Origin of the sequence: Streptomyces lycii (genome assembly GCF_009735685.1) — a bacterium.
GTDB lineage: Bacteria > Actinomycetota > Actinomycetes > Streptomycetales > Streptomycetaceae > Streptomyces > Streptomyces lycii.
In genome coordinates this window covers 19,648-44,141 of sequence record NZ_WHPN01000375.1, presented here as the reverse complement: position 1 = coordinate 44,141, position 24,494 = coordinate 19,648, and the positions used below count along the sequence as shown (strand labels likewise).

The 24,494-nt window shown below is 73.9% G+C and carries 19 protein-coding genes; 8 read left to right on the top strand and 11 right to left on the bottom strand.

The annotated features are described in order from the left end of the window. Positions 1 to 113: 113 nt before the first annotated feature. The 4 genes from GCU69_RS25680 (at position 114) to rarD (ending at position 5,751) form a co-directional block, all read left to right on the top strand. A complete protein-coding gene (locus tag GCU69_RS25680; RefSeq protein ID WP_170315931.1) occupies positions 114 to 773 on the top strand; it encodes a response regulator transcription factor in 660 nt (219 codons plus the stop codon). A 256-nt stretch (positions 774 to 1,029) separates the two neighbouring features. After that, positions 1,030 to 2,952, top strand: coding sequence for a 2-oxoacid:acceptor oxidoreductase subunit alpha (locus tag GCU69_RS25675; protein ID WP_098753426.1), 1,923 nt, complete (start codon positions 1,030 to 1,032; stop codon positions 2,950 to 2,952). After that, a complete protein-coding gene (locus GCU69_RS25670; RefSeq protein ID WP_156207302.1) occupies positions 2,945 to 4,051 on the top strand; it encodes a 2-oxoacid:ferredoxin oxidoreductase subunit beta in 1,107 nt (368 codons plus the stop codon). Before GCU69_RS25675 ends, GCU69_RS25670 begins: the two co-directional genes overlap by 8 nt. A gap of 677 nt (positions 4,052 to 4,728) precedes the next feature. Then, the gene (gene rarD, locus GCU69_RS25665) at positions 4,729 to 5,751 is read left to right on the top strand and encodes an EamA family transporter RarD (protein ID WP_235978705.1); all 1,023 of its coding nucleotides are present in this window, start codon (positions 4,729 to 4,731) and stop codon (positions 5,749 to 5,751) included. A 49-nt stretch (positions 5,752 to 5,800) separates the two neighbouring features. Here rarD and GCU69_RS25660 read toward each other — a convergent pair whose 3' ends face one another. The 4 genes from GCU69_RS25660 to GCU69_RS25645 all read right to left on the bottom strand — a co-directional run bounded on the left by GCU69_RS25660 (position 5,801) and on the right by GCU69_RS25645 (position 9,371). Next, positions 5,801 to 6,343 (bottom strand): ATP-binding protein, encoded by a 543-nt coding sequence (locus tag GCU69_RS25660; protein ID WP_235978704.1) that lies wholly within the window; start codon positions 6,341 to 6,343, stop codon positions 5,801 to 5,803. A gap of 671 nt (positions 6,344 to 7,014) precedes the next feature. Beyond that, complete coding sequence (locus tag GCU69_RS25655) at positions 7,015 to 7,632, bottom strand: TIGR03086 family metal-binding protein (protein ID WP_156207301.1); 618 nt, start codon at positions 7,630 to 7,632, stop codon at positions 7,015 to 7,017. A gap of 52 nt (positions 7,633 to 7,684) precedes the next feature. Continuing rightward, complete coding sequence (locus GCU69_RS34075) at positions 7,685 to 8,506, bottom strand: ester cyclase (protein ID WP_235978703.1); 822 nt, start codon at positions 8,504 to 8,506, stop codon at positions 7,685 to 7,687. Positions 8,507 to 8,696: 190 nt separating this feature from the next. Continuing rightward, positions 8,697 to 9,371, bottom strand: a complete 675-nt coding sequence (locus GCU69_RS25645; RefSeq protein WP_098753421.1) for an alpha-ketoglutarate-dependent dioxygenase AlkB family protein — start codon at positions 9,369 to 9,371, stop codon at positions 8,697 to 8,699. A gap of 233 nt (positions 9,372 to 9,604) precedes the next feature. Here GCU69_RS25645 and GCU69_RS25640 point away from each other — a divergent pair, with 233 nt between their 5' ends. The 3 genes from GCU69_RS25640 (at position 9,605) to GCU69_RS25630 (ending at position 12,605) form a co-directional block, all read left to right on the top strand. Next, positions 9,605 to 11,011, top strand: a complete 1,407-nt coding sequence (locus GCU69_RS25640) for a methyltransferase domain-containing protein (RefSeq protein WP_156207300.1) — start codon at positions 9,605 to 9,607, stop codon at positions 11,009 to 11,011. A 150-nt stretch (positions 11,012 to 11,161) separates the two neighbouring features. Then, the gene (locus GCU69_RS25635; RefSeq protein WP_098753414.1) at positions 11,162 to 11,611 is read left to right on the top strand and encodes a VOC family protein; all 450 of its coding nucleotides are present in this window, start codon (positions 11,162 to 11,164) and stop codon (positions 11,609 to 11,611) included. Between the two features lie 178 nt (positions 11,612 to 11,789). Next, positions 11,790 to 12,605, top strand: a complete 816-nt coding sequence (locus tag GCU69_RS25630; protein WP_156207299.1) for a class I SAM-dependent DNA methyltransferase — start codon at positions 11,790 to 11,792, stop codon at positions 12,603 to 12,605. Between the two features lie 161 nt (positions 12,606 to 12,766). On the opposite strand, the gene GCU69_RS25625 is transcribed toward GCU69_RS25630, so the two are convergent. The 5 genes from GCU69_RS25625 to GCU69_RS25605 form a co-directional block, all read right to left on the bottom strand. Beyond that, a complete protein-coding gene (locus tag GCU69_RS25625; protein ID WP_156207298.1) occupies positions 12,767 to 13,648 on the bottom strand; it encodes an ABC transporter permease in 882 nt (293 codons plus the stop codon). A gap of 307 nt (positions 13,649 to 13,955) precedes the next feature. Continuing rightward, positions 13,956 to 14,885: an ABC transporter ATP-binding protein gene (locus tag GCU69_RS25620; RefSeq protein ID WP_235978706.1), complete on the bottom strand. Its 930-nt coding sequence runs from the start codon at positions 14,883 to 14,885 to the stop codon at positions 13,956 to 13,958. A 597-nt stretch (positions 14,886 to 15,482) separates the two neighbouring features. Next, the gene (locus GCU69_RS25615) at positions 15,483 to 16,889 is read right to left on the bottom strand and encodes a LolA family protein (RefSeq protein WP_156207297.1); all 1,407 of its coding nucleotides are present in this window, start codon (positions 16,887 to 16,889) and stop codon (positions 15,483 to 15,485) included. A gap of 350 nt (positions 16,890 to 17,239) precedes the next feature. Further along, positions 17,240 to 18,253, bottom strand: coding sequence for a polyprenyl synthetase family protein (locus GCU69_RS25610; RefSeq protein WP_098753411.1), 1,014 nt, complete (start codon positions 18,251 to 18,253; stop codon positions 17,240 to 17,242). A gap of 283 nt (positions 18,254 to 18,536) precedes the next feature. After that, positions 18,537 to 19,379: an endonuclease/exonuclease/phosphatase family protein gene (locus GCU69_RS25605; RefSeq protein ID WP_098753410.1), complete on the bottom strand. Its 843-nt coding sequence runs from the start codon at positions 19,377 to 19,379 to the stop codon at positions 18,537 to 18,539. Positions 19,380 to 19,555: 176 nt separating this feature from the next. Between GCU69_RS25605 and GCU69_RS25600 the strand changes: the two genes are divergently transcribed. Continuing rightward, complete coding sequence (locus GCU69_RS25600) at positions 19,556 to 21,019, top strand: fumarylacetoacetate hydrolase family protein (protein ID WP_156207296.1); 1,464 nt, start codon at positions 19,556 to 19,558, stop codon at positions 21,017 to 21,019. A gap of 200 nt (positions 21,020 to 21,219) precedes the next feature. Here GCU69_RS25600 and nuoN read toward each other — a convergent pair whose 3' ends face one another. Together nuoN and GCU69_RS25590 are read right to left on the bottom strand one after the other, a co-directional pair. Then, positions 21,220 to 22,872, bottom strand: coding sequence for an NADH-quinone oxidoreductase subunit NuoN (gene nuoN, locus GCU69_RS25595; protein WP_098753408.1), 1,653 nt, complete (start codon positions 22,870 to 22,872; stop codon positions 21,220 to 21,222). Beyond that, the gene (locus tag GCU69_RS25590) at positions 22,869 to 24,494 is read right to left on the bottom strand and encodes an NADH-quinone oxidoreductase subunit M (protein ID WP_098753407.1); all 1,626 of its coding nucleotides are present in this window, start codon (positions 24,492 to 24,494) and stop codon (positions 22,869 to 22,871) included. The genes nuoN and GCU69_RS25590 overlap by 4 nt, the downstream gene beginning before the upstream one ends.

Here is a 24,494-nt window from a genome sequence, read left to right as displayed (position 1 = left end):
TCCGCGGTCCGGCCTCCGTCATGGCCCGCACGCGGCGCCGCGAATGCTGGGATGCTGGGCCGCGGACACGGGGAAGAAGCACACATGGGGGGCCGGACGACGTGGAGGACAGGGTGCGGGTGGTCATCGCCGAGGATTCGGTGCTGTTGCGGGAGGGGCTGACCCGGCTGCTGACCGACCGGGGGCACGACGTCGTCGCCGGGGTGGGCGACGCGGAGGCGCTGATCAAGACGGTGGACGAGCTGGCCGGGCAGGGCGAACTGCCCGACGTGGTGGTCGCGGACGTGCGCATGCCGCCCACCCACACCGACGAGGGTGTCCGCGCGGCGGTGCGGCTGCGCCGGGACCATCCGGAGGTGGGCGTGCTGGTGCTGTCGCAGTACGTCGAGGAGCAGTACGCCACGGAGCTGCTGGCCGGCAGCAGCCGGGGCGTGGGCTATCTGCTGAAGGACCGGGTGGCCGAGGTCCGCGAGTTCGTGGACGCGGTGGTCCGGGTCGCCGAGGGCGGCACCGCGCTGGACCCGGAAGTCGTCGCCCAGCTGCTGGGCCGCAGCCGCAAGCAGGACGTGCTCGCCGGGCTGACGCCGCGGGAGCGCGAGGTGCTCGGGCTGATGGCCGAGGGGCGGACGAACTCGGCGATCGCCGGGCAGCTGGTGGTCAGCCACGGAGCCGTGGAGAAGCATGTGAGCAACATCTTCCTGAAGCTCGGGCTGTCGCAGAGTGACGGGGATCACCGCCGGGTGCTGGCGGTGCTGACGTATCTGAACTCCTGACGGGGCGGCCCGCTCCCACCTGGCCCTGCGCCGGGGCCCCGGCCCCGGCTCGGGGCCGCGGGGGGCGGGCGGGGCCGGAGTGGCCTGCGAAGGGTGGGGAGAATGTCAGCGAATGCCCGATATCAGGTGTCTCACAAAATCGTCCACGATGTGATCCGACCCAGGAAGGGCACCCTTACCGACGTAGAGTGGCCCGTGGGGCGGCCGGTCCACGCGTCCCGCTCCGGAGTCGCCGCCTCGAGGGAGGTCCAGTTCAGTGACCAGCCAGGTCAGTAGCCCAGCCGAGCAGGCCGACGGGGAAACCGTCGGAAGCCGTGCCGCGGGCAAAGAGGTCCGCAAGCTGGACCGGGTCATCATCCGTTTCGCGGGCGACTCGGGCGACGGGATGCAGCTGACGGGCGACCGGTTCACCTCGGAGACCGCGTCCTTCGGCAACGACCTGTCGACGCTTCCGAACTTCCCCGCCGAGATCCGCGCCCCCGCCGGCACCCTGCCCGGCGTCTCCAGCTTCCAGCTGCACTTCGCGGACCACGACATCCTCACGCCGGGTGACGCGCCGAACGTGCTGGTCGCGATGAACCCCGCCGCGCTGAAGGCCAACGTGGGCGACCTGCCCCGCGGCGCGGAGATCATCGTCAACACCGACGAGTTCGCCAAGCGCGCCATGGCCAAGGTCGGCTACGAGACCAGCCCGCTGGAGGACGGTTCGCTCGACGGCTACCGCGTCCACCCGGTGCCGCTGACGACTCTCACGGTCGAGGCGCTGAAGGACTACGGCCTCTCCCGCAAGGACGCCGGCCGGTCGAAGAACATGTTCGCGCTCGGCCTGCTCTCCTGGATGTACCACCGCCCCACCGAGGGCACCGAGCGCTTCCTGCGCACCAAGTTCGCCAAGAAGCCCGAGCTGGCCGAGGCCAACGTCGCGGCCTTCCGTGCGGGCTGGAACTTCGGCGAGACCACCGAGGACTTCGCCGTCTCCTACGAGGTCGCCCCGGCCTCGCAGGCGTTCCCCACCGGTACGTACCGCAACATCTCCGGCAACCTCGCCCTCTCCTACGGGCTGATCGCCGCCTCCCAGCAGGCGGACCTGCCGCTCTACCTCGGCTCGTACCCGATCACCCCGGCCTCGGACATCCTGCACGAGCTGTCGAAGCACAAGAACTTCGGTGTCCGCACCTTCCAGGCCGAGGACGAGATCGCCGGCATCGGCGCGGCCCTGGGCGCGGCCTTCGGCGGCTCGCTCGCCGTGACCACCACCTCCGGACCCGGCGTGGCGCTGAAGTCCGAGACCATCGGCCTCGCCGTCTCGCTGGAGCTGCCGCTGCTGGTCGTCGACATCCAGCGAGGCGGGCCCTCCACGGGCCTGCCCACCAAGACCGAGCAGGCCGACCTGCTCCAGGCGATGTACGGCCGCAACGGCGAGGCCCCGGTCCCGGTGGTCGCCCCGGCCACCCCGGCCGACTGCTTCGACGCCGCCCTGGACGCCGCCCGGATCGCGCTCACCTACCGGACCCCGGTCTTCCTGCTCTCCGACGGCTACCTCGCCAACGGCTCCGAGCCCTGGCGCATCCCGGACGTCGACGAGCTGCCCGACCTGCGCACCCGGTTCGCCACCGGCCCGAACCACGAGCTGGCCGACGGCACCGAGGTCTTCTGGCCGTACAAGCGCGACCCGCAGACCCTCGCCCGGCCGTGGGCCGTGCCCGGCACCCCGGGACTCGAACACCGCATCGGCGGCATCGAGAAGCAGGACGGGACCGGCAACATCTCGTACGACCCGGCCAACCACGACTTCATGGTCCGCACCCGGCAGGCCAAGGTCGACGGCGTCGACGTCCCCGACCTGACCGTGGACGACCCCGGCGGCCAGGCCCGCGTCCTGGTTCTGGGCTGGGGCTCCACGTACGGCCCGATCACCGCGGCCACCCGCCGGGTCCGCGCCGCCGGAGGCCACGTCGCCCAGGCGCACCTGCGCCACCTCAACCCGTTCCCGGGGAATCTGGGCGAGGTGCTGAAGCGTTACGACAAGGTGGTCGTCCCGGAGATGAACCTGGGTCAGCTCGCCACCCTGCTGCGGGCGAAGTACCTGGTCGACGCCCGGTCGTACAACCAGGTCAACGGAATGCCGTTCAAGGCCGAGCAGCTCGCCGACGTGGTCAAGGAGGCCATCGATGACTGAGACGACGGAGAGGGCGGCCGGCGTCGAGGCGCTGTCGCTGGTGCCCAAGGCCGAGGCCAAGCAGTCCATGAAGGACTTCAAGTCCGACCAGGAAGTGCGCTGGTGCCCCGGCTGCGGTGACTACGCGGTCCTGGCCGCCGTGCAGGGCTTCATGCCCGAACTAGGACTGGCCAGGGAGAACGTCGTCTTCGTCTCCGGCATCGGCTGCTCCTCCCGCTTCCCGTACTACATGAACACGTACGGGATGCACTCCATCCACGGCCGCGCCCCGGCCATCGCCACCGGTCTCGCGTCCTCGCGCCGCGACCTGTCGGTGTGGGTCGTCACCGGTGACGGCGACGCGCTGTCCATCGGCGGCAACCACCTCATCCACGCCCTGCGGCGCAACGTCAATCTGAAGATCCTGCTGTTCAACAACCGGATCTACGGGCTGACCAAGGGCCAGTACAGCCCCACCTCCGAGGTCGGCAAGATCACCAAGTCGACCCCGATGGGCTCGCTGGACGCGCCGTTCAACCCGGTGTCCCTGGCGATCGGCGCCGAGGCGAGCTTCGTCGCCCGTACGGTCGACTCCGACCGCAAGCACCTCACCTCGGTGCTCCGCGAGGCGGCCGCCCACCCCGGCACCGCGCTGGTCGAGATCTACCAGAACTGCAACATCTTCAACGACGGCGCGTTCGAGGTGCTGAAGGACAAGGAGCAGGCCCAGGAAGCGGTGATCCGCCTGGAGCACGGGCAGCCCATCCGCTTCGGTCTCCCGTTCGAGCAGGAGCGGGGAGGCGACGGCCTCGGCTCCAAGGGCGTCGTCCGCGACCCGGCCACCGGCGACCTGAAGGTCATCGACGTGACCGTCGAGGGCACGGACGGGGTCCTGGTGCACGACGCCCACGCCGCGTCCCCGACCACCGCCTTCGCGCTGTCCCGCCTCGCCGACGCGGACACCCTGCACCACACCCCGATCGGGGTGCTGCGCAGCGTCGACCGCCCGGTCTACGACACGCTGATGGCGGACCAGCTGGAGGCGGCCGTGGAGCAGGGCGGCAAGGGCGACCTGGGCGCGCTGCTGCACGGCAATGACACCTGGACGGTCGCGGGCTGACCCGCCACCGGCACCACGGGTAAGGGCCGCTGCCCAGGGCAGCGGCCCTTACCCGTCTCCGCACCCCGACGGCTGTGCCACACGCCGAGCAGCCGATCCGCGAAGCCCGCAGCAGCCCACGGGGGGCCTGCCGCAGGCGCCGGGGGCGGCCACCGGGCGGAGCAGCACGAGTCCGCGGCGCCCGCCCGGCGCGGCGACGCCCGCGGCGTGCGGAGCCGAGCCACGTGCGGAGCCGAGCCACGTGCGGCCGGTCCGGCCGTTCCCCACGCGGGAGATCCGGACCGGCGAAACGCCCGTCGTGTCTTGGCGTACCCGGCCCACGTCGAACACGCCGAGCCAGCCGCAACCCGTGCCGCGCGGGACCGCGCTCCCCGCGCGGCTGCGCGAGCCGGTGCCCCGGCGCGGCTCCGCCGTCCGGTGTCCCCGCCGCCTCCCGGCGCCTCCCGCGCACCCAGCCCTGACGCGCCACCCGCCCTGACACGCCGCCCACCCTCCCGCGCCTCCCGCCTCCCGTTCGGCCGTGCAGCCCGGCCACGGCCTTCCAGGGCGTTCCGGGCAGCCACCGCGCGGATGACTGATCTCACAAACCCGGGTCATGACCGTATGCCGATACGGACATGACAGCGCGGCCCGGGCGGCGTTACCGTCGTACGGACGCCACACCCCTGGAGGACCCCTTGAAGCCGCAGAGCGAACACCGGACCGGTCTCGCGTACGGGTTCGCCGCCTACGGCATCTGGGGACTCTTCCCCCTCTTCTGGCCGCTGCTGGAACCCGCCGGGGCGGTGGAGATCCTGGCCCACCGCATGGTGTGGTCGCTGGCCGTCGTCGCCGTCGTGCTGCTCGTGCTGCGCCGCTGGTCCTGGATCGGGCCGCTGCTGCGGCAGCCGGGGCGGCTGGGGCTGATCGCCGTGGCCGCGTGTGCGATCTCCGCCAACTGGGGCCTCTACATCTGGGCGGTCAACTCCGGCCATGTCGTGGAAGCCGCACTCGGCTACTTCATCAATCCGCTGGTCAGCATCGCCTTCGGGGTCCTGCTGCTGCGCGAGCGCCTGCGGCCCGCGCAGTGGACCGCCGTCGGCGTCGGCGTCGCCGCCGTCGTGGTGCTGACCGTCGGCTACGGCGAGCTGCCCTGGATCTCTCTCTGCCTCGCCTTCTCCTTCGCGGGCTACGGCCTCGCCAAGAAGCGGGTCGGGCTGGACGGCCTGGAGTCCCTCGCCGCCGAGACCAGCATGCAGTTCCTGCCGGCCCTCGGCTTCCTGCTCTTCCTCGGCTCGCAGGGCGGGAGCACCTTCACCACCGAGGGCACCGGGCACATCCTGCTGCTGATCAGCTGTGGCGCGGTGACCGCGCTGCCGCTGGTCTGCTTCGGCGGCGCGGCGGTCCGGCTCCCGCTGTCCACGATCGGGTTGCTCCAGTACCTCACCCCGCTCGCCCAGTTCGTGCTGGGCGTGGCCGTCTTCCACGAGGAGATGCCCGCCGAGCGCTGGGCCGGCTTCGCGCTGGTCTGGCTGGCCCTGTCCCTGCTGACCTGGGACGCGCTCCGCAACGCCCACCGGACCCGCTCGGACCTCCGCCGGGCGCGGGCCACGGCGGCGGAAGAGGCGGCAGCCGAGGCGTTGGAGCCGCTGCCGGCCCCGGGCGCCCCGCCCTCCGGCACCGGGACGACCGCTGCGGGAAGGGGCCCGGCCGCCTCGTAGGCCCGGCGGACCGGCCGCCACCGGCCGCTTACCGGCCACCCGTCAGTCGTCACCAGCCGTGACCGCCCGTGCCGGAATCGCCCGGACCGGAATCACTCGGGCCAAGATCGCTCGGGCCGGAATTTCCCGGGTCCGCGGGGTCCGGCTCCGAGGCGGGGAGCGGGCGGACGCGGAAGCCGCCGTGGCCGTCGAAGCGGACCTCGTGGACGGCGTCGAACCCGTCGGCCGGGCGTGGTCTGCGCAGGCGCTTGAACGTGGCGAACAGGCCCACGTCCGGGACCCGTTCCCGGCCTGTCCGGGCCGCGTTGCGCAGCCGGGAGCCCTCCGGGTCGGGCGGGAACCAGTACGCCACCACCCGGGCGCCGCGGGACCGCCCCGCCCCGATCAGCGGAGCCCACTCCTCCGGGGACGGATTCGTGTTGTCCACCACGACCGACCGGCCGGCCCGCAGCGCCTCCTCCACCATCCGCATCTGCCGCCGCTGCCGGTGCCGGGCGTTCCGGAACAGGTCCTTGCTCACAACGACATGGCCCGTGGTGAACGCCCGGGCCCGGAAGGTCGACTTCCCGGAGGCCTGCAACCCGACGAGCACCACCAGCTCCGGACGCTCGGACGCCCCCGGCGGCTCGCGCCGATCCGCTCCTTCCGGGGATCCCGGTGATCCCGGTGGCTTCGGGGGCTCCGGAGGCTCCGGAGGCTCCGATGATCCCGGCGATCTCGGTGACACAGCTGGCTCCGGGGACTCTGGGGATCCCGGTGACTCCGGTGACTTCGGTGACTCCGGAGGCTCCGGCGACTCAGCTGGCTTCGGGGGCTCCAGGGGCTCCGACGGCCCTGGCGATCCCGGTGACTCCGGTGACTCCGGTGACACGGCTGGCTCCGGGGACTCTGGTGAGGTCGGCGGATCCAGGGCCTCTTGTGATCTCGGCGGATCCGGTGCCCCCGACAGTCCCGGCCCCGGCGCCCCCTGCGGCTTCCGCCGATCCGGCTGATCCTGCGGCTCCGGCTGATCCGGCGGCTCCGGACCGTCGGGCGGATCGGCTTGCCCGGGCTGCTCGGACCAACCACGGCGCCCCTCGGACCGACCGGACCTCCCGAGCCGGCCGGGCTCCTCGGACCGACCGGACCGACCGGGCCTCCTGGGCTCCTCGAACCGACCACGGCGCCCTCCGGACCGACCGGCCCCCTCGGACCGACCGAACCCCTCGGACCAACCGGCCTCCTCGGAACGACCGGGCACCTCGGGACGACCGGGCGGCCGGATCACTTCGGTGGTGTCCAGGACGGGTCGCGGCCGCTGAGGGCCACCGCACGGTCCAGGGCCGGGGCGTCGTCCGGCACCTCGACCACCCGGCCGAAGCCCGAGCCGTCCCGTTCCGCGGGGTCCGCCGGCGGGGCCATGATCTCCGCCGAGACGGCCAGGCTCGCGGCGTCGGCGGTGAAGTCCTGGCCGGTGGCGCGCGCGAGGTCCCAGCCGTGCAGCAGGAGTTCGTTGAGCGCGACGCGGCCCGCGATCGCGGCCGGGAAGGTCACGCCGCCGGCCTGGGTGTCGCCCTCCCAGGCCGAGGGCTCGCGCCAGGCGGCGGCCAGCTCGTCCAGCCGGGTCCGGAGCCGTCCCCGCCAGCCGGCTGTGAGCGGCGGCGGAGGCGCGGAGTCCGGGGCGGTGTCGGTCGTCGGGCCGAGATCCTTGCGGGCGGCGTCGCGGAACGCGACGGTCAGCCCGAGCAGATGCCCGAGGAGTTCCCGTACGGCGTACTCCTCGCAGGGCGTGGGCAGGTCGTACTGGTTGTCCTCGACGCCGTCCAGGAGCAGTGCCACCTGGTGGGCGACGGGAGCGAGGTCGGGGGCCGGGGTCGTTTCCCGGGGGGTGTCCGTGGTCATGTCCGTACAGACGAGCCGGGCGCCCGGAACTCATCGCTCTCCGGCGGCACCGTCAGCCGCCGAGGGCGCCGAGCCGGGTCATCATGCCGAGGACGTCCGAGACCACCCAGTACTCCGCGAACCGGTCGCCCTCGGCACGGAACAGGTCGTGCCCGGTGAAGCCGATCCGGGTGCCGGCGGGGGCGGTCGCGCCGGGGATGCCGCCCCGGTAGGAGCCGTGGAACGTCCACCGCGCGGCGACCAGGGAGCCGTCCACGAGCGGGCCGACGTCGAGCGTGGTGTTGATGTCGGAGAAACAGGCGTGGGACTGCTCGACCTGCTCGATGGCGCCGCCCGGACCGTGCACGTCCTGGCCGGGCCAGTGGCCGACGAAACCGGGGGTCAGGATGTCCTGCGCGACCTCGAAGTCCCCGCCCCAGAAGTCCTGCAGCCAACGCCGGTACAGCTGTTCGAGATGGTTCATGCCCCCAGTGTGCGCGCGGACCCCGCCGCGCACACGTCCCCGCGCCCCCGTGTCGCCTGCACACGGGGCCCGGTCGCGGTAGTAGCCGCTGGACGGGTCGCTGATCCCGTGTCGCCTGCGCACACTGGGCCCGGGCCGCGCCTCGGCCGGGGCCGGGTCGCCGGGCAGCGCCGCCACGTCCGGGGCGGCCGGGAACTCCCCCGTGCCCCGCACGCTCCGCCTGCCGGTGACCGGCTCGGCCTCCCGACAGTCGACGCCGTCCAGCTCGTGCACCAGCACCACCGGTTCCGGCTCCGGCTCCGGCTCCGGTTCCGGCTCCGGTTCCGGTTCCGGTTCCGGTTCCGGCTGGAACTCCGCCCGCCCGTACGACTCCCCCTCGGCCCGGGCGTACGGGGCCGGCTTCGGCAACACGGTCGGCCGCGCGGCTGACCGGTGACACGCTCTCCACCGGCAGCAGAACCGCGTCCAGCGGCACGGCGACCGTGTCCCGGCGTACGGCGTACGGCGTACGCCGTACAGCGGCACGGTCGGCCACCGCGCTGTCCGGGACGAACAGCCGGGAATCACCGACGACATCGGATGCCTCCGCGATCGAGGGCTTTCACCCCGCGTCCGTCAGCCCCGTCTCCCGCAATGTGATGTTCAGGCGGCCGGCCAGTCCCAGGGCAGGGTCGGCCGTGCCCGGGTGGGTTCTCGGGACGGCGTGGTAGGCGAAGCGGGACGGGCCGCCGAAGACGAACAGGTCGCCCGAGGCCAGCTCGACGTCGGTGTACGGCTTCGTACGGGTCTCCGTGTTGCCGAAGCGGAAGACGCAGCTGTCGCCCAGCGACAGGGACACCACCGGTGCGTCCGACTTCTCGTCCTTGTCCTGGTGCATGCCCATGCGGGCCCCGGCGTCGTAGAAGTTGACCAGTGCGGTGTCGGGCGCGTAGGCCGCGCCCGCCGCCGGGTCGTCGTAGGCCTCGGCCACGGCACGGCGGCCCAGGGCGGCGAGCCAGTCCGGCAACTCGGCGACCCGGCCGCCGCCCGCGTCGTCGGCGGTGCGGGTGTAGCGGTACGGCGCCCAGTGCCAACCCAGGCACACCGTCCGTACGGACATCACGCCGCCGCGCGGCAGCCTCGTGTGCCGCATCGGGACCGGCCCGCGCGCCCAGTCGCGGCACGCGGCGACCAGCCGGCGCTGCTCGTCCGGCGGCAACCAGCCGGGAACGTGCACCGCCCCGGGGGCCGGCTCGCGGCGCCGCCCCGGGGCCGGAAAGAGGCCGCCGTCCACCATGCCCCCAGTGTGCGGGGAACACGGGGGCCGGTTCCAGCGGAATTCCGTGCCGGCCGGCCGGTCCCGATCCGGTCCCGGCCGCGCCGAACGGTCTTCCGCACCGCCTCCGGCCTGCCGCTTCTCCGAATCGGTCCCGCGGAAAGCGGAGCTGGCCCTACCGTGTGGCTCACGCGGACCGGCCGCCGGACTGTCGCCCCCGCCCCCTGCCGGCCGCCCAGCGAAGGAGTGCCCCCATGCCCCACTCGGCCCCCCGCACCGGCACGGACCCCGACCCGGTCCCGGCCATCGCTCCACGCCCGGACAGCCGCCCCGGACCCACCGGCTCCGGAAACCGCCCCGTGCCCCCCGGCGGAACCGGACCCGGAACTCGTACGGGTGCCGGACCCGGTGCCGGGCGCGGCACGGCCGGCGAGTCCGCCCGGCTGCGCGACGCGCTCGTCGCCCGGCTCGACGAGACCGGTGCCCTCACCGACCCGCGCTGGGCCGACGCCTTCCTGGCCGTTCCCCGGGAGGTGTTCCTGCGCCGCGGCTGGTTCGCACCCGGTCCCGGGCCCACCGGGAGGCCCGGATTCCGGCCGGTGCTGCCCGGTGACCCGGGCTGGCCGGCCGCCGTGCACGCCGACGCCCCGCTGGTGACCCAGCTCGACGGAGCGCTCACCGCCGCCGAGGCCGTGAAGACCGCCGACGCGGACGACGGTTTCGTGCGGGGCACCCCGACATCGGCCCTCACCCGGCCGTCCCTCGTGGCCCGCATGCTGGAACACCTCGACGTGTTCGACGGCGCCCGGGTCCTCGAGATCGGCACCGGCACCGGCTACCACGCCGCGCTGCTGGCGGCCCGGCTCGGTGACGACCGGGTGACCACCGTCGACATCGACGCGGGCCTGGCCGGTGCCGCCCGGGACGCCCTGGACGCCTGCGGCCTGCGCCCCGCCGTGGTCACCGGCGACGGCGCCGACGGCGTGCCGCAACGGGCTCCGTACGACCGGATCGTCGCCACCTGTGCGACCCGCCGGCTCCCCGACGCCTGGATCGGGGGAACGGCCACCGGCGGCCGGATCCTCGCCCCGCTCGCCACCGGGCTCGGCGGCTGCGCCCTGGTCCGGCTCACCGTGACCCGGCCGGGGATCGCCGAGGGGCGGGTGCTCCGGGACGACGCGTCGTTCCTGCCGATGCGGGCGCACGCAACGCCGTCCTGGGAGTCGCTCCGGGCGGCCGCGGCCCCGCAGGCGGGCGGCGACGGCCGGACCTCGTTCCTGCCCGGACGGCTGCGCACCGACGACGCCCGGTTCATCGTCGGGCTGACGCTGCCGGACGTCGTGGCGTTCCGCATCACCGGCTCCGACACGGATTCCCCGGCGGCCGAACCCGTGGAGTCGGACGGCGCGGACCCGGCCGATGGCGACGGCCTCTACCTCGCGCACCGTTCCGACGGCTCCTGGGCCTACGCCCGCGACGACGGCCGGCTCACCCAGGGCGGTCCGCAGCGGCTGTGGGACCTGGCGGAACGCGCCGCCACCGCCTGGGCCGCCGCGGGCAGTCCGGCCCCGGGCGACCTGTCGTTCACGGCCGACGGCACCCGGCAGACGCTGAGCACCGACCGGCTCACCTGGCGGCTGCCGGCGGCGGGGCAGGCCTGAGCGGCGCTCCGCGCTCGCGCGATCCGCCGGGATCAGTCGGGATCAGTCGGGATCACGGTCCTCCGCCGCGGGTCTGCGCGTTCCGCATGCCCTGCGCGGCCGCGTTGAGCAGGATGGGAGCGCCCGACAAACGCGAGGAGAGAACAGCCCATGGCAGTGCACTGGAAGCTCGTGGTCGACGCGGCCGATCCGCACCCGCAGGCCGCCTTCTGGGCCGAGGCGCTCGGTTACGAGGTCGAGGACAACAGCCGGCTCATCGAACGGCTGCTCGGCCTCGGTGCCGTCGACGCCGCGCAGATCACCGAGTCCGGCGGCCGCAAGGCATGGCGCGACCTGGTGGCCGTACGGCACCCGGACGACCCGTACGACAAGGAGAGCGGCACCGGGCTCGGCCGGCGGATCCTCTTCCAGCGGGTTCCCGAGCCGAAGACCGACAAGAACCGGCTGCATCTGGACCTGCATCCGGACCCCGGCACGCGGCAGGCCGAGACGGAGCGGCTGGTGGCGCTCGGCGCCGCCGTGCAGCGCGAGGTGAAGATGCCCGGGGGCGAGTGGACGGTGATGACGGACCCCGAGGGGAACGAGTTCTGCGTGCACTGAGTACGTCGCCGGACCGCACGCCCGGCCGGGCCCGCGGCCGGAAGCGGCCCCGCTGATTCCCCGGCCCACCGCATCCGGTGGGCCGGGGGCGGAGGGCCCGGGCCGGGGGCCGGGTGCGGGGCCGGCCGGCGCGGAAACTCGCTGGACGCCGCGCGGGCCCGCGCGCGAACGTGGCCGCATGCGACAGGAGGAGATCTGGGACGCCGATACGGCCGGGCGCTACGACACTCCCGGTACCGGGATGTTCGCGCCCGAGGTGCTGGAGCCGGCCGTGGACCGGCTCGCCCGGCTCGCGGGTGGGGGACGGGCCCTCGAGTTCGCGATCGGGACGGGCCGGATCGCCGTCCCGCTGGCCGAACGGGGAGTCCCCGTCACCGGCATCGAGCTGTCAGTCCCGATGATCGAGCAGCTGCGGACCAAGGCGGACGAAGCCACCATTCCGGTGGTCGTGGGCGACATGGCGACCACCACCGCTCCCGGTACGTACTCCCTCGTCCATCTCGTCTACAACACCATCTCCAACCTGCTCACCCAGGACGAGCAGGTCCAGTGCTTCCGGAACGCCGCCCGCCACCTCGACCCCGGCGGCCGGTTCGTGATCGAGCTGTGGGTACCCGAGTTGCGCAAGCTTCCCCCCGGGCAGACGGCTGTCGTGTGGCAGGACGAACCGGGCCGTATCGGCCTCGACACCTACGACGTGCTGCGTCAGCAGGTGGTGTCGCACCACTTCCGCTTCGGCGCGGAGGAAGAGCGGGAACAGCGGGAAGAGCGGGAACAGCGGGAAGAGGAAGCAGGGAGGGAAGGGGAGGAGGGCAGCGGCCGGAACCAGTTGTTCCGCAGCCCTCACCGCTACATCTGGCCCGCCGAACTCGATCTCATGGCGCGGCTGGCCGGATTCGAGTTGGAGAGCAGGCACGCGGACTGGGCCGGCGCCGCGTTCACCGCCGAGTCGCGCTCCCACGTATCGGTCTACCGCCTGCCGCCGGCGGGATAGCTCCCACCCCGCCCGCACGGCACGCGGGCCTGCGGGAGCCCTTTCCGGCCGCACACGACCGGTCCCGCCCGCACGGCCTGTTCCGCCCGTCGGGCCGCCCGGCACCCGGCACCCGGCCGCCGGGGGGCAGGGGGCAGGGCATGGGCAGCGGGCGCGGGGCGCTACACCGTGATGTCCCGCGCCGTGAAGCGCGCCCACGCCGCCGAGCCGAACACCGCCGCGTACAGCGCCTGGAGGCCGAGGTTGCTCAGGATCTCGTCCCAGTAGACCGGGTCACGCAGCAGGTCGGCGAAGCTCAGCCAGTGGTGCGGGAAGAGATACGGATGGACGGCGTGCAACTGCGGGATGGTGTCGAGGATCTGCACGGTGATCAGCAGGCCCACGGTCGCTGCCATCGCCGCGATCCCGCTGTTCGTCAGCGTGGAGATGAAAAGCCCCAGCGCCGCGATGCCGGTCAGCGACAGCGCGACGGCCACCGCCACGGCGAGCGCCCGCAACAGGCCCTCCGCGAACGGCACCGTGGTGCCGGAGATCAGCGTGACCTCGCCGAGCGGGAACAGCAGCGCCCCGACGACCAGCGCCGACGCGGCCACCACCAGCGTGGCGACCAGGCAGAAGACCAGCGTGGCCGCGTACTTGGCGAGCAGCAGCCGGGTCCGGCCCGCGGGCGCGACCAGCAGATAGCGGAGCGTCCCGCCGCCCGCCTCGCCCGCGATCGCGTCGCCCGCGACGACCCCGATGCTCATCGGCAGGAAGAACGGCAGGGTGGCGGCCAGCGAGGTGAAGACCAGGAACAGGCCGTTGTTGGTGACCTGCGCGATGAACGCCGGGCCACCGCCGCCGCCCCCCTCCCCCAGCGAGCCGCCGTCACCGGTCTCGATCCGTACGGCGACACCGACGAGCAGCGGCACCCCGGCCAGTACGGCCAGCAGGGCGAGGGTCCGCCAGCGGCGGAAGGTCGTGACGATCTCGCTGCGGAAGAGGCCGAGCGTCCACAGCGGACTCGGCCGCCGCCCCGCACCGGGCGGCCCGTCGGCGGGCACACGTCCTGCACCGGGCGGTCCGTCCGCGGGCACACGTCCGGCACCGAGCCGTCCGTTCGCGGATCTCCCGCCCGTACCGGGCGGCCCGCCCGCGGGCGTCGTCCGGTCCGCACCGGCCGGAGCGGCGTCCGCCACCGGTCCCGCCTTCCGCCCGCTCGGCCCCGCCGCCGGTTCCGTCACCGGGTGCGTCGCCGGGTCTCCCGCCGGCCCCGTCACCCGTTCCGTCGCCGGCTCTTCCGCCCGTCCCGTCACCGGTCCCCGCCCCTGTCCCGTTGCCGGTTCGGTCGCCGGTCCCGTCGGCTCCGTCTCATTGCGCGACATCGAAGCCCTCCCCGGTCAGTGCCACGAACGCGTCCTCCAGCGAGGCCCGTTCGGCGCCGAACGCCCGGACCCGTACGTCCGCCCGTACCAGTGCCGCGTTGAGCACGGCGAGATCCGGCGGCGGGACCGGCAGCTCACCGGTCACCTTCTCCCCCGCCACGGCCAGATCCGTCACCCCGTGCTCCTTCAGCACCCGCACCGCGTCCGCCCGGTCCGGGGTGGTGACGGCCAGCCGTCCCCGGGCTCCGGCCGACAGCTCCGCGACCGGGCCCTGGACGACGAGCCGCCCGCGCGTCATCACCGCCGCGTGGGTGCACACCTGCTCGATCTCGTCCAGCAGGTGCGAGGAGAGGAAGACGGTCGTGCCGTCGGCCGCCAACTCCCGTACCAGGGAACGGATCTCCCGCATGCCCTGCGGGTCGAGGCCGTTGGTCGGTTCGTCGAGGACGAGCAGTTGCCGGGGCTGGAGCAGCGCGGCCGCCAGACCGAGCCGCTGCTTCATGCCGAGCGAGTACGCGCGGGCCTTCTTCCCCGCGGCGGCGGCCAGCCCGACCCGCTCCAGCGCGTCACCGATCCGGGCGGTACGGGTCCGGGGGTCGGCCGTCGGGTCGGCCGCGTCGTAGCGCCGCAGATTGTCGCGTCCGGACAGGAAGCCGTACAGCGCCGGGCCCTCGATCAGCGCACCGACCTCGGGCAGCACCCGGCGCAGACCGCGCGGCACGGGGCTGCCGAGCAGCCGGGCGCTGCCGGACGTGGGCTCGATGAGGCCCATCAGCATCCGGATGGTGGTCGTCTTGCCGGAACCGTTCGGGCCGAGGAAGCCGAACACGCTCCCGCGGGGCACGGCCAGGTCGAGTCCGTCCACGGCGAGCTGCCCGCCGCGGAACCGCTTGGTGAGGCCCTGGGTCACGATCACCTGGTCGACGGACGGGTTCCCGGCCCTCGTCCCGGCCTCCTTCCCGGCCCTCGTCCCGGCCCTCGTCCCGGCAGACGCCCCGGACGCGCTGTGGCGCACGGGGCCGAGCGCGCCGTCGTGCGCGCTGTCGGAACCGCCGTCGTACGGGGCACCGGGACCGTCCTCGTGCGCGCCGCCGGAACCGATGTCGTGCACGCCGCCGGGCGGGCTGTCCGGCGCCGTGTCCGGACCGGCAGCCGGACCGGACGCCGGACCGGCCCCGGCCGGGGAAGTGGGCTCGGACCGGGAAGTGGCCTCGGGCCCGGTGTCGGGCGGCTGGTTCATCCTTCTCCTGTCCGGGAACGGCCCCGCCCGTCCCGCCCGGTGGCCGGACGGCGGGCGGGGCCGTGTGCTCCGTGCGTGCTCCGTACCGGCGGTGCCGGCGCTCCGTACTCGCGATGCCGACGCCGCCTGCTCGCGGTCTGCGCGGCCGGTGGTGCCGGAGCTGCCGGCGCTGTGGCTGCCGGCACTGCCGGCGCTTCGGCTCCGGCCACGTCGTCCGTGCGACGGGCCGGTGCCGGTCGCGCCACCGGGCCCCGCCGGCGCCCCGCGTGTCGGCTACTTCGCCTCTTCCGCGGCCTCGACCAGCGCCGCCTTGTCGACCGCGCCCGCGTAGACCGCCCCGTCGTCCGTCATCAGGACGTTGACCAGCCGGGTGCTGAACACCCTGCCGCCGCCGAAGTCACCGCTGACCTTCTCGCCGAGGCTGTCCAGGAACTGTTCGGCCCGGGCGGGCAGTTCGCCCCCGGCACCGGTGCCGCCGAGCCCCTTGCCGCCGTCGGGCGCCCTGAGTTCGGCGACGCTCGCCCAGCCCTCACCGATGACGTTCAGGCCGGACAGCCCGCCGCCGCCGGACTTCTCCCGCAGCTCCCGCAGGCTCTTCTCGTCCAGGCCCTTGCCGTCGAGGCCCTTCTCCTTCAGCCGCTCCTCGAGCTGCTTCCCGTCGGGCCGCCGCTCGTCGGCCTCGGTGACCTCGGCGCCCTTCGGCGGCGTGAACTCGAACAGCTTCGCGTCCGGCGCTCCGAAGTCCACCGAGGTGAAGCCCACGTCGATCGCGGCCTTGCCGCCGCTCTTCGGGTGCAGCGTGAACTTCAGCGGCACGCCGTTGTCCGCGTCGACGGCGATCCGTACCGACTCGACCGTGGACTCCTCGGCCTTCGGCTCGATCGCCAGCTGGTAGGCGTCCCGGCCCGCGACCTTCGCGGTGCCGTCCACCTTGACGGTGGTCGTGTCGTCGACCGCCTTCAGCGCGTGCTCGGCCAGCTCCTGCGGGGTGGCGTCGGCCAGTTCGCCGGGCAGCCCGCCCGGCTGGTGCTTCCCGCCGTCGCCGCGCTTCTTCTCCGAGTCGTCCGGAGCGGTCGCGTGGAACGCGGAGTTGCTGCCGGAGTCGTAGGCCCACAGCTCGTCGCCGTTGTGAATCAGGCTGTACTCGGCGGCGTCCCCGACGATCGACAGCCGCTGCCTGTCCGGGCCGTCGGCGGCCACCCGCAGCGTGTGCGTGCCGGAGGCCAGCTCCATGAGCTTGGCCTGCGGGTCCGCGGCCGAGCCCTTGCCCTCGCCGCCTTCACCGTCCCGGCCGTCCTCGGCGCCCCGGCTGCCGTCGACACCCCGGCCGCCGTCGGGCCCGGAGCCGCCGTGGCCGCCGCCGAAGAGGCCCTGGCCGCCCTGGCCGCCGCCGGACAGGCCGGGCAGGCCGGGCAGTCCGAGGTCGGTGCTGACCTTGACCGTTCCGGACAGTTGCTCGGTGTCGGACTCGGCCATCTTCGCGATGAGTTCCGCGGCCGAGATCTCGGGCAGATCGGGGCTTCCGGTGCTGGCGAGCGCCGGTACGAGCCCGATGGTCGCCGCCGCGACCCCCGCCACGGCGACCGGCACGGCGTACCGCGCCGCCCTGCGGCCCGGCGCCGGGGTGCTTCCCCCGCCGTTCCATTCGTCGGTGACCTGCGTCGGTCGCTTTCCTGGCATGTTGCCCTACCTCCGTGGTCGGCGGCGGTTCGCGTGGTGCCCGTTGCCCTCCGGCCGGCATTCACCGGCCGGGCGGGCAGTGCCACCTCTTCGCCATTGTCACCCGGCCCGCCGCGTTTGTGCTCTCATCCCACCAAATCGAGCGCGCCGGGGCGTCATGCCGTGGAAGCAACCTGGAGTACGCCGCCGGGAGGAGAGACCTCCGCCGGGGGGCGGGGGCCGTACCGCCGGAAGGGGACCGACCCGTAGGGGCGGCGGGGCAGCAGCCCGGTGAACGGCCACGCCGCAGCAGGTCGGTGGGCCCGGTGCAGCGGGTCGGCCGGCCCGGTGCGCGACCACGCCGCGGCGGGTCAGCCGGCCCGGTGAACGACCGCGTCGCAGAGGCTCTCCAGAGCGGTCTTCGCCGCGCACTCCGGGAGCGGGGCGAGGGTCGCGCGGGCCTCTTCCGCGTAGCGGACGGTGTCGCGGCGGGCCTCTTCGAGAGCCGGGTGCGCGCGCAGCCGCCGCAGCGCCTCCTCGACCGCGGCGTCGTCCGGCAGGCCGCCGTCGAGCAGGGCGCACAGCTCGCGGTCCGCGGTGTCCGCCTCCGGCGACGCGGCGCGGGCGCGCAGCCGCAGCACGGGCAGGGTCGGGACGCCCTCGCGGAGGTCGGTGCCGGGGGTCTTGCCGGACTCGTGGCTGTCGCTGGCGATGTCGAGGACGTCGTCGGCGAGCTGGAAGGCCGTGCCGAGCCGCTCGCCGTACTGGGTGAGGATGTCGACGACGCCCTCGTCGGCGCCGGCCATCATCGCGCCGAACCGCCCGGCGACGGCGATCAGCGAGCCGGTCTTGCCCGCGATGACGTCGAGGTAGTGGCTGATCGGGTCGCGTCCGTCGCGCGGCCCGGCCGTCTCCAGGATCTGGCCGGTGACGAGCCGCTCGAACGCCTGGGCCTGGATCCGGACGGCCTCCGGGCCGAGGTCGGCCAGCATGTGCGAGGCGCGGGAGAAGAGGAAGTCGCCGGTGAGGACGGCGACGGAGTTGTTCCAGTTGGCGTTGGCGCTGGGGACTCCGCGGCGGACGTCGGCCTCGTCCATGACGTCGTCGTGGTAGAGCGTCGCGAGATGCGTCAGCTCGACGACGACGGCGGCCGGCACGATGCCCGGCTCCTGCGGGTCCCCGAACTGCGCGGCCAGCATCACCAGCAGCGGGCGGAAACGCTTCCCCCCGGCACGTACGAGATGCTGCGCGGCCTCGGTGATGAAGGGGACGTCGCTCTTGGTGGCGTCCAGCAGACCTTCCTCGACAGCCGTCAACCCGGCCTGGACGTCGGCTTCCAGAGCCTGGTCCCGCACGTTCAGCCCGAAGGGCCCGGCGACGGTCACGGGGAGTTCTCCTGTCTGCGGACGGCGGCGCGGGACCCCGTGGTGGCCTGGAGACGCCGGGGTTTCGCAAATGTCGGTGCTGACGCCGCCCCGCGGCCTCTCCACGGTCACCACGGGGTCGTCACAGGAAGCGTATCCGGTCACATGTGGATCACGGCGGGCGCCTGTTGGCCGCAAGCGCCCTGCTCAGCGCGTGCCTTCCGGGCCGGGTCGGGCGAACCGGGAGCGGACCGGGCGCCCCGTGTGTTCTTGGTCACTTTCGATCGGTGTTGTTCCAAAACGGTCAGGCCCAGCGCCCGGGCTCCCGGGCCGGCAGCACGAGATCGGCCACGACCCCGTAGTGGTCGCTCGCCTGGACGCCCGCCACCGGATCGACCAGCACCCGGTCGCAGGCGGCGACGTCCAGGCTCGGCCCGTGCGGACCGCAGCGCACCATCACGTAGTCGATGCGGCGCCCCGGGTCGCCCGCCATGTCACCGGCGCGCACCAGCCCGTTGCGCGGCGAGAAGGTGTGGCCGGGCTCGCCGGGTCGGGCGGCCGGCCACGCGTCCCGGTAGCAGACGCTCCGGCCGTCCAGCGACTGGCGGCCGGTGAGGAACCGGATGCTCGCGGCGTCCGGGGCCGCGTCGAAGTCGCCGAGCAGCAGCACGTGCGGCGGCGCCGCGTCCGCGTCCCGGCCGGCGAGGATTTCCTCCACGAAGCGGGCGCAGGAGACCGCTTGCAGCTCGCGCTCGCGCTCGTGGTCGTACGGCCAGGACGGCTTGTGGTGCACGACCAGCAGCGGGCCCATCTCCCCGGGGCCGGGGACCTCTGCGGCGGCCACCCCGCACCAGGGCTGGGCGCGGGCGCGGTCGGTGACGAACAGGTCCCGCCGGTGTACGGCCCGGGGCGGACGGCGGAGGGCCAGCGCGGCGCCGACGCCGTCGGGGCCGCGGTGCGGGTGGCCGGTGATGTGCCAGCCCTCCCCCAGCAGCTCGGCCGGACCGCCGGGGGTCACCTCCTGGAGCGCCACCACGTCCGGCCGCAGCGCCCGCAGTTCGTCGGCGATCACCCGGCGCCGGCGGGGCCAGTCGGCGTACTCCGGCGCGAGGACGTTCATGGTGAGGACGCGCAGACGTTCGGCCATGTCCCCATCATGGTGGCCCCGGACGGCCACCGCCCGGTCCGACGCGGGGGTCCGCCGGTGCTCCGCCCGCCGCACACGGAGCGGTGTCGGCCGGTTACCCTGTCGCGCGCGAGCCCGATCGGCACCCCCGACCGGGTGACAGACCACCCGGTGGCAGGAAGGCGAGGCGGTAGCCCATGCCCGAGCAGGATCCGTATCACCTCCCCGAACCCGCGGCAGTCCCGTCCGCGGCGGCCTCCGGGCGCGGCCCGGAGGGCGGGACGGGCGCGCCGGGACCGGCGGAACCGGACGCCCCGGCAGGCCCGGCCGCCTCCGCCGCCGCCACGGCCGCCGACGGGCTCTACGGGCTGCACAACCTCCCCTACGGCATCTTCAGCACCGCCGACGAGCCCGACCGCAAGCGCGTCGGCGTCCGCTACGGCGACCGGGTCCTGGACGTCCCGACCGCCGCGACCGCGCTCGGCTCGCCGCACACCGACGTCCTGGCGCGGCCCACCCTCAATCCGCTGATGGCGGCCGGGCCCGCGGTCTGGCGGGCGGTCCGCGAGGACATCAGGACCTGGCTCGGCTATCCCGCGATCGAGCCGTTCCTCCGCCCGCTGCCGGAGGTCACCCTGCACCTGCCGTTCGAGGTCGCCGACTACGCCGACTTCTACTCCAGCGAGCACCACGCGACGAACGCGGGCCGCATCTTCCGGCCGCACGGCGAGCCGCTGCCCGCCAACTGGAAGCACCTCCCCATCGGTTACCACGGCCGGGCCGGGACGGTCGTCGTCTCCGGTACGCCCGTGGTGCGCCCCTCCGGCCAGCGCCGGGGTGAGCCGGAGCCGGGGCCGGCGGCCCGTTCCGGGTCCGCGCCCGGCTCCGGTGCCGCTGCCGCTGCCGGTCCGCAGGCCGGTCCCCCGGCCGCTTCCGCTCCGGCGGCCGGCGCGGGTCCCGGTCCGGCTGCCGCTGCCGGGCCGCGGCCGGTGTTCGGCCCGACGCGGCGGCTCGACATCGAGGCCGAGGTCGGTTTCGTCGTCGGCGCCCCGTCCCGGCACGGCGAACCGGTGCCGCTGTCCGCGTTCCGCGAGCACGTCTTCGGGGTCTGCCTGGTCAACGACTGGTCGGCGCGGGACATCCAGTCCTGGGAGACGGTGCCGCTCGGGCCGTTCCTCGGCAAGTCGTTCGCCACGTCCGTGTCCGCCTGGATCACCCCGCTGGACGCCCTCGACGCGGCCCGTACGGCGCCTCCCCCGCGCGACCCCGCGCCGCTGCCGTATCTGGACGACTCCGGCGAGGAGCCGGGTGGCCTGGACATCCGCATCCAGGTCGCACTGAACGGGCACCCCGTCGCCGAGCCGCCCGCCGCGACCCTGTACTGGACGGGGGCCCAGCAACTGGCGCACCTGACCGCGGGCGGCGCCTCGCTGCGCACCGGCGACCTCTACGCCTCGGGCACCGTCAGCGGCCCCGAACCGGGCCAGCGCGGCAGCCTGCTGGAACTGACCTGGAACGGCCGCGATCCGCTGGACCTGCCCGACGGCAAGCGGACGTTCCTGGAGGACGGCGACGAGGTCACGCTGACCGCCTGGGCACCGGGCCCGGACGGCACCCGGGTCGGCCTCGGCGAGGTGACGGGGCGGATCATGCCCTCCTGACGGCCGGCCCCGGACACCGGGCCCTCCTGACGGCGGCCCGGGAGCCTCCCTCACGGCGGCCCGGGGAACGGAGCCTTCCTGACCGGCGGCCCGGGCCCCGGAATACGGAACGGGGCACGGCGGCGTCCCGCGCCGCCCCGGCGCAGCACNNNGGAGCGGCGGCCCACCGCCGTGTACGCGCCCGCGCGCCGCGGGACGCCTCAGCGCACGAAGACGCCCGCCTGGCCGGCCAGGTCCAGGAAGTACTGCGGCGCGACGCCCAGCACCACCGTGACGACGACGCCGATCGCGATGGCCGTCGACGTCAGCGCGCTGGGCACGGCGACCGTCGGGCCCTCCGGCTTCGGCTCGTTCCAGAACATCAGCACGATGACCCGGATGTAGAAGAACGCCGCGATGGCCGACGCCGCGACACCGACCACCACCAGCGTGCCCGCGCCGCCCTCCGCCGCGGCCTTGAACACCGCGAACTTGCCCGCGAATCCCGAGGTCAGCGGAATCCCCGCGAAGGCCAGCAGGAAGACCGCGAAGACCGCCGCCACCAGCGGCGAACGACGCCCGAGCCCCACCCACTTGGACAGGTGCGTGGCCTCGCCGCCCGCGTCCCGCACCAGCGTGACGACGGCGAACGCGCCGAGCGTCACGAAGGAGTAGGCCAGCAGGTAGAAGAGGACCGAGGAGATCCCCGACGGGGTGGTGGCGATGACACCGGCCAGGATGAAACCGGCGTGCGCGACCGAGGAGTACGCCAGCAGCCGCTTCACATCGGTCTGGGTGACCGCGACGATCGCGCCGACCAGCATGGTGACGATCACGACGCCCCACATCACCGGCCGCCAGTCCCAGCGCAGCCCGGGCAGCACCACGTACAGCAGCCGCAGCAGCGCGCCGAACGCGGCGACCTTCGTCGCGGCCGCCATGAAGCCGGTGACCGGGGTCGGGGCGCCCTGGTAGACGTCCGGGGTCCACATGTGGAACGGCACGGCGCCGACCTTGAAGAGCAGTCCCATGATCACCAGCGCCCCGCCGATCAGCAGCAGCGCGTCGTTGCCCATGGTGGCGGCGACGGCCGGGTCGACCCGCTGGAGGTCGCCGGAGACGACCTCGGCGATGCCGCCGTACGTCACGGTGCCCGCGTAGCCGTACAGCAGCGCGACGCCGAACAGCAGGAACGCCGAGGAGAATGCGCCGAGCAGGAAGTACTTGAGCGCCGCCTCCTGCGACAGCAGCCGCTGCCGGCGGGCGAGCGCGCACAGGACGTACAGCGGGAGGGAGAAGACCTCCAGCGCGATGAACAGCGTCAGCAGGTCGTTGGCGGCCGGGAAGACCAGCATGCCCGCGACCGCGAACAGCAGGATCGGGAAGACCTCGGTGGTGGTGAAGCCCGCCTTGACCGCCTGCTGTTCGGCCACCCCGCCCGGGGTGGCGGCACCCTGCGCGGCGAACGAGTCGACGCGGTTGCCGTGCGCCGCCGGGTCCAGCCGCCGCTCCGCGAAGGTGAGCACGGAGACGATGGCGACCAGCGCGATGGTGCCCTGGAGGAACAGCGCCGGGCCGTCCACGGCGAGCGCGCCCATGCCCGCGATCTGCGCCTTCTCCGTCGCGTGGCCGCTCGCCGCGAGGCCCACGACGGCCGCGAAGGACGCGGCCAGGGCGACGAGGGTGAGCATCACCTGCGCGTAGTAGCGGGCCCGGCGCGGGAGGAACGCCTCCAGCATTATCCCGACGACCGCCGCGCCGATCACGATCAGCACCGGCAGCAGCTGCATGTACTCGATGTCCGGCGCGAGGATCGCCGCCGGCGCGTCGGCAGAAATTGTCCACAGGCTGTGGACAGTTGCCACGTGGCTCACTTCGCGGCCTCCGCATCATGTGCCGTCACGGGTACGTCCGGCTTCGGGTCGGTCTTCTCCACGTCCGAGAGCGTGTGCTCGACGGCCGGGTTGACGACGTCGGTCAGCGGCTTCGGGTAGAAGCCGAGGAACAGCAGCAGGGCGATCAGCGGCCCCGCCACGGCCAGCTCCCGCAGCCGCAGGTCCGGCATCTTCTCCAGCCCGGCCTTCAGCGGGCCGGTCATGGTGCGCTGGTAGAGCACCAGGACGTAGAGCGCGGCGAGGACGATGCCCAGCGTCGCGACGATGCCGATCACCGGGTACCGGCTGAAGGTGCCGACCAGCACCAGGAACTCGCTGACGAACGGCGCCAGTCCGGGCAGCGAGAGCGTCGCGAGCCCGCCGACCAGGAACGTCCCGGCGAGCACCGGCGCGACCTTCTGCACCCCGCCGTAGTCGGCGATGAGCCGGGAGCCGCGCCGCGAGATCAGGAAGCCGGCGACCAGCAGCAGGGCCGCCGTCGAGATCCCGTGGTTGACCATGTACAGGGTCGCGCCGCTCTGGCCCTGGCTGGTCATGGCGAAGATCCCCATGACGATGAAGCCGAAGTGGGAGATCGAGGCGTAGGCGATGAGCCGCTTGATGTCCCGCTGGGCGATCGCGAGCAGGGCGCCGTAGATGACGCTGATCACCGCCAGCACCAGGATCACGGGCGTCGCCCAGCTGCTGGCCTCGGGGAAGAGACCGAGGCAGAAGCGGAGCATCGCGAAGGTGCCGACCTTGTCGACGACCGCGGTGATCAGCACCGCGACGGGCGCCGTCGACTCGCCCATGGCGTTGGGCAGCCAGGTGTGCAGCGGCCACAGCGGCGCCTTCACCGCGAAGGCGAGGAAGAAGCCCAGGAACAGCAGCCGTTCGGTGTTCGTCGCCAGCTCCAGTTCGCCGGAGGCGCGGGCCTCGGCGATCCGTGCCAGCGAGAAGGTGCCCTCGCCGAGCTGGTCGGCGGTGGCGGCGTACAGCCCGACGACCGCGGCGAGCATGATCAGGCCGCCCGCCAGGTTGTAGAGCAGGAACTTCACCGCGGCGTACGAACGCTGCTTCGCCGCCTCGTCCTCGGAACTCGCGTGCGCCCGGTCCCCGAAGCCGCCGATGAGGAAGTACATCGGGATCAGCATGGCTTCGAAGAAGATGTAGAAGAGGAACACGTCGGTCGCGGCGAAGGAGATGATCACCATCGCCTCGACCATCAGGATCAGCGCGAAGAAGCCCTGGGTGGGCCGCCAGCGCCGGCCCCGTGTGTCGCCCGCCTCGGCGTCGGGGACGTCCGCGTCGCGCCAGCCCGCCAGCACGATGAACGGGATCAGCAGCGCGGTCAGCCCGATCAGGGCCGCGCCGATGCCGTCCACGCCCAGCTCGTAGCGGACGCCGAAGTCGGCGATCCACGCGTGCGACTCCGTCAACTGGTAGCGGTCGCCACCCGGGTCGAACCGGGCGAACACGACACCGGCGAGCACCAGCGTGGCCAGCGAGACCGCCAGCGCCAGCCACTTCGCGGCGACTCGCCCGGCGGCGGGCACGGCCGCGGTGGCGATCGCTCCGACCGCCGGGAGCGCCGCCGTGACCGTCAGCAGGGGAAATGACAT

Coding starts and splice junctions, on each gene's coding strand:
- GCU69_RS25670 (WP_156207302.1), top strand. CDS start 2,945: ATGACTGAGACGACGGAGAGGGCGGCCGGCGTCGAGGCGCTGTCGCTG.
- GCU69_RS25655 (WP_156207301.1), bottom strand. CDS start 7,632: ATGACCACGGACACCCCCCGGGAAACGACCCCGGCCCCCGACCTCGCT.
- GCU69_RS25645 (WP_098753421.1), bottom strand. CDS start 9,371: ATGGTGGACGGCGGCCTCTTTCCGGCCCCGGGGCGGCGCCGCGAGCCG.
- GCU69_RS25640 (WP_156207300.1), top strand. CDS start 9,605: ATGCCCCACTCGGCCCCCCGCACCGGCACGGACCCCGACCCGGTCCCG.
- GCU69_RS25635 (WP_098753414.1), top strand. CDS start 11,162: ATGGCAGTGCACTGGAAGCTCGTGGTCGACGCGGCCGATCCGCACCCG.
- GCU69_RS25630 (WP_156207299.1), top strand. CDS start 11,790: ATGCGACAGGAGGAGATCTGGGACGCCGATACGGCCGGGCGCTACGAC.
- GCU69_RS25615 (WP_156207297.1), bottom strand. CDS start 16,889: ATGCCAGGAAAGCGACCGACGCAGGTCACCGACGAATGGAACGGCGGG.
- GCU69_RS25605 (WP_098753410.1), bottom strand. CDS start 19,379: ATGGCCGAACGTCTGCGCGTCCTCACCATGAACGTCCTCGCGCCGGAG.
- GCU69_RS25600 (WP_156207296.1), top strand. CDS start 19,556: ATGCCCGAGCAGGATCCGTATCACCTCCCCGAACCCGCGGCAGTCCCG.
- GCU69_RS25590 (WP_098753407.1), bottom strand. CDS start 24,494: ATGTCATTTCCCCTGCTGACGGTCACGGCGGCGCTCCCGGCGGTCGGA.